10 protein-coding genes and 1 other annotated feature are annotated in these 11,496 nt (G+C 42.6%); of the genes, 3 read left to right on the top strand and 7 right to left on the bottom strand.

Features of this window, described 5'->3' with window-relative positions:
• Positions 1-106 precede the first annotated feature (106 nt).
• From D7D50_RS06555 to trpX, 3 genes are all read right to left on the bottom strand, one after another.
• On the bottom strand, positions 107-622 hold the full coding sequence (locus D7D50_RS06555) for a GNAT family N-acetyltransferase (protein WP_120701776.1): 516 nt from the start codon (positions 620-622) through the stop codon (positions 107-109).
• 2 nt (positions 623-624) lie between these two features.
• Positions 625-1,671 (bottom strand): phenylalanine--tRNA ligase subunit alpha, encoded by a 1,047-nt coding sequence (gene pheS, locus D7D50_RS06550; protein WP_120701775.1) that lies wholly within the window; start codon positions 1,669-1,671, stop codon positions 625-627.
• 314 nt (positions 1,672-1,985) lie between these two features.
• Positions 1,986-2,918, bottom strand: a complete 933-nt coding sequence (gene trpX, locus D7D50_RS06545) for a tryptophan ABC transporter substrate-binding protein (protein ID WP_418856567.1) — start codon at positions 2,916-2,918, stop codon at positions 1,986-1,988.
• Positions 2,919-3,122: 204 nt separating this feature from the next.
• Positions 3,123-3,357 (bottom strand) — a binding site (T-box leader).
• A 179-nt stretch (positions 3,358-3,536) separates the two neighbouring features.
• On the opposite strand from trpX, the gene D7D50_RS06540 reads away from it, so the two are divergent.
• The gene (locus D7D50_RS06540; protein WP_120701773.1) at positions 3,537-5,198 is read left to right on the top strand and encodes an Rqc2 family fibronectin-binding protein; all 1,662 of its coding nucleotides are present in this window, start codon (positions 3,537-3,539) and stop codon (positions 5,196-5,198) included.
• A gap of 30 nt (positions 5,199-5,228) precedes the next feature.
• On the opposite strand, the gene budA is transcribed toward D7D50_RS06540, so the two are convergent.
• The 3 genes from budA to D7D50_RS06525 form a co-directional block, all read right to left on the bottom strand.
• Positions 5,229-5,960: an acetolactate decarboxylase gene (gene budA / locus D7D50_RS06535; RefSeq protein ID WP_023027055.1), complete on the bottom strand. Its 732-nt coding sequence runs from the start codon at positions 5,958-5,960 to the stop codon at positions 5,229-5,231.
• Positions 5,961-6,095: 135 nt separating this feature from the next.
• Positions 6,096-7,334, bottom strand: a complete 1,239-nt coding sequence (locus tag D7D50_RS06530; RefSeq protein ID WP_120701772.1) for a tetratricopeptide repeat protein — start codon at positions 7,332-7,334, stop codon at positions 6,096-6,098.
• On the bottom strand, positions 7,324-8,493 hold the full coding sequence (locus tag D7D50_RS06525) for an AI-2E family transporter (protein ID WP_048691022.1): 1,170 nt from the start codon (positions 8,491-8,493) through the stop codon (positions 7,324-7,326). The genes D7D50_RS06530 and D7D50_RS06525 overlap by 11 nt, the downstream gene beginning before the upstream one ends.
• A 175-nt stretch (positions 8,494-8,668) precedes the next feature.
• Here D7D50_RS06525 and D7D50_RS06520 point away from each other — a divergent pair, with 175 nt between their 5' ends.
• Together D7D50_RS06520 and D7D50_RS06515 are read left to right on the top strand one after the other, a co-directional pair.
• A complete protein-coding gene (locus tag D7D50_RS06520; protein WP_042361161.1) occupies positions 8,669-9,679 on the top strand; it encodes a lactonase family protein in 1,011 nt (336 codons plus the stop codon).
• A 76-nt stretch (positions 9,680-9,755) separates the two neighbouring features.
• Positions 9,756-9,941 carry a hypothetical protein gene (locus D7D50_RS06515; protein WP_023023803.1) on the top strand — a complete coding sequence of 62 codons (186 nt, stop codon included), beginning with the start codon at positions 9,756-9,758 and terminating at the stop codon, positions 9,939-9,941.
• A gap of 104 nt (positions 9,942-10,045) precedes the next feature.
• On the opposite strand, the gene eno is transcribed toward D7D50_RS06515, so the two are convergent.
• Positions 10,046-11,350 carry a surface-displayed alpha-enolase gene (gene eno / locus D7D50_RS06510; protein ID WP_000022824.1) on the bottom strand — a complete coding sequence of 435 codons (1,305 nt, stop codon included), beginning with the start codon at positions 11,348-11,350 and terminating at the stop codon, positions 10,046-10,048.
• Positions 11,351-11,496: the final 146 nt, after the last annotated feature.

Below are 11,496 nucleotides of genomic sequence, written 5' to 3'. Positions count from 1 at the left end.
TAGATCCTTTCATTTTGTGTTTTCCAGCCCAAGGCTGACTTAGGTAGGTCTAGTAACCTTCCCTTCTCTAGAATGGAAGCTTCCAATTCTGAACTATTGGTCCATTCTAGATCAATTTCTTTCTCAACAACCAATCTATATCCACGGTATCTCCGGTAATATACTGGTGTTCACTAAATCGTTCAAATCCAAAGCGGTAGTAAAAATCTTGCGCCTTAAAATTGCGTTCCCAGACACCTAGCCAGGCCCACTCAAAGCCACGGCTCTTGGCTTGATCCAGCGCAAAGGTAAACATTTCCTTACCGAAACCAGCTCCATGATATTCCTTTTTGACATAGATCCGTTGGATCTCAAAGGACTTTTCCATCTCTACTGGCTCCGTCTGCGCTTGCCCCCAGTTGATCTTGAGAAAACCACAGATTTCTTGTTCTTCATTGAGGACAAAATAGGTTTCGGATTCTGGATCTAACAGATCTTTCTCGATTTGCTCCAAAGAGAGCACCGTAGAGAAGTACTCTTCCAAGTCTTCCTCAACAATATAGGGACCAAAGGTCTCCCGATAGGTTTCCACCTCTAGGTCACGTAAGGTCTGCAATTGATCGATTTTTACTCTAACTAACATGATTATTTAAACTGTTCTGAGAAACGAACATCTCCTTGATAGAAGCCACGGATATCATTGATTCCATAACGAAGCATGGCTACACGCTCCTGACCAAGTCCAAAGGCGAATCCTGAATAGACTGTCGAATCAATACCACTCATCTCAAGCACGCGTGGGTGAACCATACCGGCCCCCATGATTTCGATCCAACCTGTCTTCTTACATACATTACATCCCGCTCCACCACATTTGAAGCAAGATACATCGACCTCAACGGATGGCTCTGTAAATGGGAAGTAAGAAGGACGCAGACGGATTTGACGTTCAGCACCAAACATCTTTTGCACGATCAACTGAAGCGTTCCTTGAAGGTCCGCCATAGAAATGTTCTTCCCAACAACCAAACCTTCGATCTGATGGAACTGGTGGCTGTGAGTCGCATCATCCGTATCCCGACGGAAAACACGCCCTGGCGAGATCATCTTCAAAGGCCCCTTGCTAAAGTCATGCGCATCCATGGCACGCGCTTGAACTGGCGAAGTATGGGTCCGAAGCAAGATTTCTTCTGTGATGTAGAAGGTGTCCTGCATATCACGAGCTGGGTGATCCTTTGGCAAGTTCATGCGTTCAAAGTTGTAGTAGTCTTTTTCGACTTCAAAGCCATCTACAACTTGGTAGCCCATCCCGATAAAGATATCTTCGATTTCTTCACTGGTTTGGGTCAAGACATGGCGATGACCAACTGCGACTGGACGTCCCGGAAGGGTCACATCGATACTCTCACTAGCTAATTTGGCTTGGACTTTCTTTTCTTCCAAGAGCTTAGCTGTTTCTTCAAAGGCAGCCGTCAAAACATCACGCGCTTCATTGACGTGTTTCCCGATAACCGGACGCATTTCAGCAGAGACATCTTTCATCCCTTTAAGGATTTCAGTAAGGGAACTTTTTTTCCCAAGGACAGAAACGCGTAGCTCTTGCATCTCTTTTTCATTTTCAGCAGAGATCTGCTTCAAGGCTGCCAGCGTTTCTTCTCGAAGCGCTTTTAGTTGTTCTTCAATCGTTGACATATTTCCTCCATCATGGTCCTCACTCAGACATAGAAAAAACCACGTGCCACACCCATATTCGGAGCGTTGACACGCGGTACCATCCGTTTTTTATCTGAAACTCAGACCTTAATTTCTAAATCCTTGCGCAAGTGAATTCACTCAACTTTCATGCAAAGAGCTTTCAGTCACGGCTCTTCTCCCTGTGGCACTTCCCTTGAGGTACTAGTCTTGCAGATTTCTATTCAATTACATTCTAGTTTAGCAGATTTTACAAAAAATGACAAGTGAAGCCTGTTTTTCTTCACTTGCCATTCTTGTTATTCGTTTGGTTTTTATTCGATGACTTGTCCAGCTTCTTTCAAGACAGATTCTGGAATGGTAATGCCTAATTTTTCTGCCACTTTTTTGTTAATGACAGACTTACCATCTGTGAAGATTTCAACTGGTGTGTCAGCTGGTTTTTGACCTTTCAAGATCTTCGCAGCCATTTTACCAGTTGCCACGCCAAGATCATGCTGGTCTACGACCACAGATCCTAAACCACCTGCTTCGACCATGGCTGTCGCACTTGGGAAGATTGGTTTTTTAGCTGTTTTGTTTGCTTCGACTACCGTTGAGAAGGCTGATGCAATGGTGTTATCGATTGGAACCCAGATAGCATCCACTTTACCAGTCATGACAGAAACCGTTGAAGCAATTTCATTTGTAGAAGGGACTGAATAAGGAACTACTTTGTAACCTGCTTTTTCAGCCAATTTTGTAAATTCTTCTACTTGAGTTTTAGAATTATCTTCACTGGTTGAGTAAAGAACCCCGATTGTTTTCACGTTTGGAGTCAACTCTTTGATTAACTTCAACTGTTGTTCCGTTGGGTTGTGGTCAGATACTCCTGTGATATTGCCACCAGGTTTTTTCAAATCTTTGACCAAGTTTGCGCCGACTGGATCGGTGATAGCACCCATGACGATTGGTTTGTCCTTAGTCGCACTAGCCAAACCTTGAGCAGATGGGGTTGCGATTCCGATCAAGACGTCGTTGTTGTTTTGGACCAATTGTTTGCTCATGGTTGCAACCTTGTTTTGGTCTCCTTCCGCATTGAGGAATTCGATCTCAATCTTGTCCTTGTCGTAGCCTTCTTCAGCCAAGCCATCTTGAATCCCCTTGTAGATTTCGTCTAGCGATGGGTGGCTGACCAACTGCAAGACACCTACTTTTACCTTCTTAGTTCCATCTGTTTTATTCGCATCATTTTTATTTGTCAACATTGGGTAAGCAACAGCTACCAAAATAACAGCTAGTAAAGCACCAATCATTCCCAATACACGTTTGTTTTTCATATTTTTTACCTCAATCATTTGTTTTTTAGTTTTCTTGAATCTTTGTTAGAGACTGAGTCGCCATCGTTTCTTCATCTTCTTTTCTCCCTTCTTTCTTGAAACAAAAAACACGCCTACACATAGCGAAAGCTATGTGAGGACGTGTCATCGCGGTGCCACCTCACTTATGGGAAAATGGACAAACTCCTCCCACATCTCTGTCTTGTCTAGCAACAAGTTGCACGATAAGGTGTGCCGACCGAATTTTTATTGTTTCAAATTCATCTCATCATTAGTCCAATTTCATAAATGTCCACTACCCACTTTCACCAACCGTGAGCTCTCTAATAAATTTTCATTTACTACTTTTCTAATTGAATCCATTGTAAATGTTTCTGTAAGCCTTGTCAATACTTTTTTATGTTTTTTTTGAAAACGTTCGTCATTTCCTGAAATTCTTTTCCTAGTGAGTTGGTTTTGTCAAATGATTGTCCTTCTTCTTCCTAGGTTTTCAGGCACTTTTTTGATATAATTTACTAGAACTAGTCTAGAATGTTGAGGAAACCCATGTCTTTTGATGGATTTTTTTTACACCATATGGTGGATGAATTACAAAGCGAACTCTTAAATGGTCGCATCCAAAAAATTAACCAACCCTTTGAACAAGAGTTGGTTTTACAAATTCGTAGCAACCGCAAGAATCAAAAACTCTTGCTTTCTTCTCACTCTGTTTTTGGACGGATCCAACGGACCCAGACCAACTTCGAGAATCCTGCCTTCCCCAATACCTTTATCATGGTCATGCGCAAGTATCTCCAAGGAGCAGTCATTGAGCAGATCCAGCAACTGGAGAATGACCGCATTTTAGAAATCGCTGTCTCTAATAAAAATGAAATTGGAGATGATATCTCTGTGACTTTGATTATTGAAATCATGGGCAAGCACAGCAATATCATTCTTCTGGACAAGGCGACAGGAAAAATTATCGAAGCAATCAAACATGTTGGCTTCTCTCAAAATAGCTACCGGACCATTTTGCCAGGCTCGACCTATGTAGCTCCTCCAAAAACCGATGCGGTCAACCCTTTTACAATCAAGGACGAAGCATTATTCGCCTTTCTCCACCGGGAAGAGTTGACACCTAAAAACCTTCAAACTCATTTCCAGGGTCTTGGTCGAGATACTGCCCAAGAATTGGCCAGTCGATTAGAAACTGGAGAAAAATTAAAAACCTTCCGAGCATTCTTTGAAGCTCCAACAGATCCTCGTCTAACGAAAAAATCCTTTGCTGCTCTCGCTTTTGCTGATAGCCAGGAGGAAACCTTTGAGACCTTATCGGATCTACTCGACCACTATTACTTGGACAAGGCCGAGCGCGACCGGGTCCAACAACAAGCTGGAGAACTCATTCGCAAGGTGGACAATGAACTAGAAAAAAACCGGAAAAAGTTGGCCAAACAGGAAGCCGAACTGGCAGCGACAGAAAATGCCGAAGACTTCCGGCAAAAAGGGGAGCTTCTCACCACCTTCCTCCATCAAGTCCCAAATGATCAAGATCAGGTCACCTTGGACAACTACTATACCAATCAACCTATCACCATTGCTTTGGATAAGGCTTTGACCCCCAGTCAAAATGCGCAACGCTACTTCAAGCGTTACCAGAAGTTAAAAGAAGCTGTTAAACATTTGACCTCTCTCATCCAGGAAACCAAGGAAACCATCTCCTACCTGGAAACAGTCGAAACCGCTCTGGCCCAAGCAAGCCTTTCTGAAGTCGCCGAGATTCGAGAAGAGCTGATCCAAACAGGCTTCATCAAACGACGCAACCGAGAAAAGATCCACAAACGCAAAAAACCAGAGAAGTATTTAGCTTCTGACGGGAAAACCATTATCTTGGTCGGCCGAAACAATCTTCAAAACGAAGAATTGACCTTTAAGATAGCTAAGAAAGATGAACTCTGGTTCCACGCCAAGGATATTCCAGGTAGTCACGTGGTTATTACTGGTAACCTCAATCCTTCAGATGAGGTCAAGACAGATGCAGCTGAGCTAGCGGCTTATTTCTCTAAGGGACGACTCTCTAATCTAGTTCAAGTCGACATGATTGAAATCAAAAAACTCAACAAACCGACCGGAGGAAAACCTGGCTTTGTAACCTATACTGGTCAGAAAACCCTACGGGTCACCCCTGAAGAAGAAAAAATTAAATCCATGAAACTAGCAGATTAATGTCAAAAAGGTTGAGCGACGCTCAACCTTTTATTCTGCTTTATTGATATCCTCTTTGACCTGGTCAACATTAAACTTAGCAAAGAGATATTGGCGATCCTGGACAGGGAAACGTTGATCCAATTGATCAATGGCCCCAACTTCAACAATCCCTTCTTTGATAACAAAATCCATGACATGACCTCCGAAGGTATGATCATCTGAGATAAAGTGAAGGTGATAGCCTGCTACACTGACCCCATGGAAAATCTCTGGTGTCCAAAAACCAACAATAGTTCCTGTAACATTTTCTCGCGTAAATTCAGGCTGATGGGTCGCCACATCTGCAAATTTGGTGTCTGAAGTTGATTTGGGAATCATACGCACATGCATCTTGGCGAAATCACCGTGAATCTTGATGGAACGAAACAAATTTTCGCCATCATAATAAGATTCAATGCGAGCCTCTAATTCCTCATCTGTCATCTCAAAGCGCTGACGAAAAATCACTTCGGCCTGATGGGGAACGATAGCCGCATAAGGGACTGTCGCATCCGGGGCCACTTCCACAATCTCTGGCTCCTCCCCTGATCCCTTAGCTTGGTAGGCCTTGCCATCTAAGACAATCAGTTCGCCATCAATGGAGTCCAAGGTCCCAATTCCAAGATCTCCATGCTCTAGTAATTCTTTAATGGTAAAGGATCCTCCATAGAGACCAGCCATCAAAGCCCCCAAGGTATTGTATTGAAACAATTTCACCGGTTCCATTATCTTCTCCCTCATTCATCTTGTCTTCTTTTCAGCCCTTCCAGTATACCACATTCTCAAGGACAATGACAGAAAAGACTGATTAAAAAAGAGCGGGCCAGAACAAGGATGCACACTTGTTCTGATTCCCGCCCTTCAAGGGTCAAGTAGTTAATCTTCTAACAGGCTCTCATAGAAAGCTTGCATTTGCCCATCATCTGGGACTAGCTGCAAATAGCCTTCTGCCACTTCCCGGGCTTTTGCGATTTGTCCCAACTCTCTCAAGAGGTAACTATAGCTTTCTAAGTACTCTGGATTTTCTTTCAAATCTGGGTAGAGCTCTTCATAGATCGGAGCCGCTTTTTCAACCTCTTCGAGTGCTACCAAGGCACGAGCGATATTCCAACGGGTGACGACATTTTCCACTTCCACTTCTTGCCATTCAAGGACGTCTTCATAACGTTCCTGTTCCAGATAAAGAGTTGTCAGACGAAGGGCGATATCTTCAAGATCCTCAGCAACTTCTTTGGCTTCTAACAAATACTTCTCTGCTTTTTCTGGCTGGTGCAACTCGTAGGCCAATTGGGAGGCTAGAAGGAGGAGATAAGCGTCAAAAGGATTCTTTTGGATTCCTTGCTCTGCTATTGCTAACGCTGTTTCTCGGTCATTTTCAGCTTGAAGAGCCAAGGCATAGCCGTATTCATACCCTTCAAAGTCTGGCGACAGTGTATCAATCTGCTTGAAGTAGATCAGAGAACGTTGATACTCTTCTCGGTCAGAGAGAAGGGTTGCCAATTCATAGGCAATCTGGTCATCAAACTCAATTTCCAAGGCCTTTTCTAAAAACTCAATAGCAGACTCAAACCGACCCAGATTCGCATAAGCATAGCCAATCCGCTGGTATGTGGAAATGCCCGTTTCTTCTAAAATGAGACGGTTGTCTAACTGAGCATACTCTTGAATGGCTTCTTGGTAATTTTCAAGTTCTAAATCAATCTCTGCCAAGCCTAGTTGAATAATAGGGTCATCTGAAAGAGTCGCTGCTTCCATCAGTTTTTCTCGAGCCACATCTGCCAAGCCCTCACTTTGGTAGAGGTCTGCCTTGACTAAGAGACTGGCTAGATACCATTCCGAACTTTCCGGGATTTCTTCCAAATAAGCAAAGGCTTCTTCCATTTGGCCATCTTCCGCTACGATAGTGGCTAGACTCAGATAGACCTCTGGATAATCATCTCTCAGATGCAAGTAGGTTTGCTTGGCTTCTGGGTAAAAACCAATACTTTCAAAATATTGTCCCAATTCTAACAAGGTAGCTGGATCATCTTCTAGCAAAGCCTTATCCAAATAAGCTGGCAGACGATCTAGCTCTTGTTTCTCAATTGCTTCTAGAATTTTTTGACTATTCTTCACTTTGAATTTCCTCAACTTCGTCCTTTTCGTACAAACCACTGACCTCTTTATACCATTCAAATAGAGCACTGATGACTACTTTAGCCGAAGCATAAACCGGGATTCCTAAGAAGACTCCCCAGATTCCAAACATAGAGCCAGAAGTAATCAATACAAACAGAATCGTGATTGGGTGGATATTGAGCTGACTCCCCAAGACAAGTGGGGAAACGAAACGTCCCTCGATTGTTTGCTCAACAATAAAGACAATGACGACTTTGACAAACATCTCTGGTCCTGCCACCAACCCCAAGACTAAGGCTGGGAGCATGGCCAAGAAGCTGCCCAAGTATGGTATCAAGTTCAAAAAACCAGCGGTTACACCGAGTGTCACAGCGTAACGAAGCCCAATGATCTTAAGCAGAAGAATAAACATTAAAGCTACGATGATAGCAACAGTAATCTGACCTCTGACATAATTGGCCAATTGTGTATTGACATCAGACAGGACTTTGTCTGCAGATTTACGAATCTTGGTTGGCAAGAAACGGATGATTTGCCCTTTTAAGTTCTTTCCATCTCTCAAAAGATAGAAGACGATAAAAGGCATAATAATCAAAGCGATAATGACCTGAGAGGCGACAGTAATCAGATTGCTGACCCAGTTGACTGCTCGGGCGGAAAAAGAACTCGCCCAACTGGTAATATTCTGCGACAATTGGCTGGTCCATTCATCCAGCTGAGGCTTGATTTCTGGCGACACTTTGTTGTCTAAGACATCATCGATGGTCCTATTGGCCTTTTCCAAGTAATCTGGCAGGTTCTTCATAAAACTAAGAACTTGATGTTGAATAGCTGGAATAGCGACAGCCAAGCCCCATAAAATGAGAAGCGCGATCAAAATAAAGACGATGGAAATTGCAATGATCCGTTTGACTCGGTGCCTTTCCAAAAAGTCCACGATTGGATTTAACAAATAATAGAGGAGCCCTGAAATAATGACTGGTAGCATGACTGCTGCTCCAAACTCTAACAGGGGTGTAAAAATAAAACTAATCTTGCTGAGAACTAAAATATTCAATCCCATCAGTAAGGTTACTAGAAAAACAGTAATGGCTTTATTATCTACAAACCATTTAAAAAACCAGGATAAACTAAAATCTTTTTCTTTATGTTCCACGGGAATCTCCTTCGTTTTCAATCTGTCTTTATTTTAGCATTTTTAGTCCATAATTTCACGATATAGCTGAAATGTGAGCTTTTTTTTAATGCTTAGCTTGTCAATCCTTCACCTAATCGTTTTCCATCCCCTTCTTTTCTGATATAATGGAGCTATCAACAAAGTCGAGGTGCATGTGATGCAAGATATTTATTTCGGAACCTATACCAAACGAGACTCTAAAGGAATTTATAAGGCTTCCTTCGATGAAAGAACTGGTCAACTTAGCGACTTAGAACTAGTTGCTCAAGAGCCAAACCCAACCTATCTCGCTTTTTCAAAAGCTGGTTTCTTATACAGTGTGGGTGCGGAGCAAGGTCTTGGCGGCATTGCAAGCTTTAGTCCTGATCACCAGTTAATCAATCATGTGGTCGAGGAAGGGGCGCCCCTCTGTTATGTCTCTGTTGATGAGGCGCGTGGCTTGGTCTATGGAGCTAACTACCACAAGGGACAAGTCCTCTCATATCGCATCCATGAAGATGGTCATTTAACCTTTGTCGACCAAGCGACTCATCAGGGTTCTGGACCTCACGAAAACCAAGCGAGTCCCCATGTACATTATGCAGATCTCACTCCCGATAAGCTACTCATCACTTGTGATTTGGGTACCGATCAAGTAGTGGTCTATCAAGTCGATGATCTTGGTAAACTAACGAAGACTCAAACCTATCAAACAGCTCCAGGTGCTGGTCCACGTCATATCATTTTCCACTCTCATTACAAGACCGCCTACCTCATTAACGAATTAAACGCTACCATCGATGTCCTTTTCTATGACGGACTTGGCTACTTTGAACATTTCCAAACCATCTCAACCCTACCTAAAGAGTATGAAGGTCAAAAATGGGCCGCTGCTATTCGCCTCTCAGAGGATGGGAAATTCCTCTATGCCTCAAATCGTGCCCATAACTCCATTGCAGTTTATGAAATCTTGGCAGATGGTAGCTTAGTGCTTCTGGAAATCGTTCCAACCAATGGACTCAATCCACGTGATTTCATTCTTAGTCCGGACCAAGAATATCTCATTGCAGTTCATCAAGATTCAGACAATGCCACTGTTTTTAAACGCGATAAAACGAGTGGTAGATTGACTGAATTAAGCCATGATTTCCACGTACCAGAGGCGGTTTGTGTCCTCTTCAACTAACAATCAAAACGCTTGCTAGTTTGGTTAAAAAGTGATTAAATAGTGATAATAATAAATAGGTTATAGGAGAAAACTCATGAACCCAATGGATTTATTTAACCAAGTCAAAGAAATGATCGAAAAGAAAGATTTCGATGCTGCTAAAAAATTTATCGATGACAACAAGGATAACCTTGGTGACTACTTAGAACAAGCAAAAGCTCTTGTTGCTGGAAACGATCTAGTGAGCGGTGCTGTTGATAAAATCAAAGGTTTATTCTAATCCCTAAAATTCTCAACCACTTGGTTGAGAATTTTTTGTTTAGCTCGATAGCAAAAAAAGATCCTTGAGAAAACTCAAGGATCTTTTTAGTCTAGTAAACTAGCTTATTTTTTCAAGTTGTAGAATGATTTCAATCCACGGTATTCAGCTACTTCACCAAGTTGATCTTCGATACGAAGCAATTGATTGTATTTAGCGATACGGTCTGTACGTGAAAGTGAACCAGTCTTGATTTGTCCTGCGTTTGTTGCAACTGCGATGTCAGCGATTGTTGAATCTTCAGTTTCACCTGAACGGTGTGATACAACGGCAGTGTAACCAGCTTCTTTAGCCATTTCGATAGCATCGAATGTTTCAGTAAGAGTACCGATTTGGTTAACTTTGATAAGGATTGAGTTAGCTGCTCCTTCTGCGATACCCTTTTCAAGGTATGAAGTGTTTGTTACGAAGAAGTCGTCACCAACCAATTGAACTTTTCCACCAAGACGTTCAGTAAGAGCTTTCCATCCGTCCCAGTCATTTTCATCCATACCATCTTCGATAGTGATGATTGGGTATTTGTTAACCAATTCTTCAAGGTAGTCGATTTGTTCTGCAGCAGTACGTACAGCAGCGCCTTCACCTTCGAATTTAGTGTAGTCGTAGACTTTACGTTCTTTATCGTAGAATTCTGATGATGCACAGTCAAATCCGATGAATACGTCTTTACCTGGTACATATCCAGCAGCTTCGATCGCAGCAAGGATTGTTTCAACACCGTCTTCAGTTCCTTCGAAACGAGGAGCGAATCCACCTTCGTCACCTACGGCTGTTTCAAGACCACGAGATTTAAGGATTTTCTTAAGAGCGTGGAAGATTTCAGCACCCCAACGAAGAGCTTCTTTGAATGTAGGCGCACCAGCAGGTACGATCATGAATTCTTGGAAAGCGATTGGAGCATCTGAGTGAGAACCACCGTTGATGATGTTCATCATTGGAGTTGGAAGAACTTTAGTGTTGAAACCACCAAGGTAGCTGTAAAGTGGGATTTCAAGGTAGTCAGCAGCAGCACGAGCTACAGCGATAGACACACCAAGGATTGCGTTCGCACCCAATTTACCTTTGTTAGGAGTTCCGTCAAGAGCGATCATTGCACGGTCAATAGCTTGTTGATCACGAACATCGTAACCGATGATTGCTTCAGCAATGATGTTGTTTACATTGTCAACAGCTTTTTGAGTTCCAAGACCACCGTAACGAGATTTGTCACCGTCGCGAAGTTCAACCGCTTCGTGTTCACCAGTAGAAGCTCCAGATGGAACCATACCACGTCCAAAAGCACCTGATTCAGTATAAACTTCTACTTCAAGTGTTGGGTTACCGCGTGAGTCTAGGACTTCGCGAGCGTAAACATCAGTAATAATTGACATTTCTTACTCTCCTTTGAGTTTAAATTTTTTACACCTCTATGATACCTTAAAAATACGCGTTTTTCAAGAAAAAACGTTATCTTTGTGCAGATTTTCCTTAACTTTAGCAAGAAATCGCTTTCTTTATCTTGAAATCCAGCTCCATT

The sequence above is a fragment of the Streptococcus koreensis genome (assembly GCF_003627135.1).
GTDB classification, from domain to species: Bacteria; Bacillota; Bacilli; order Lactobacillales; family Streptococcaceae; genus Streptococcus; species Streptococcus ilei.
Note: the sequence above shows the minus strand (reverse complement) of the source record. Positions and strands in the feature narration are given on the sequence as shown.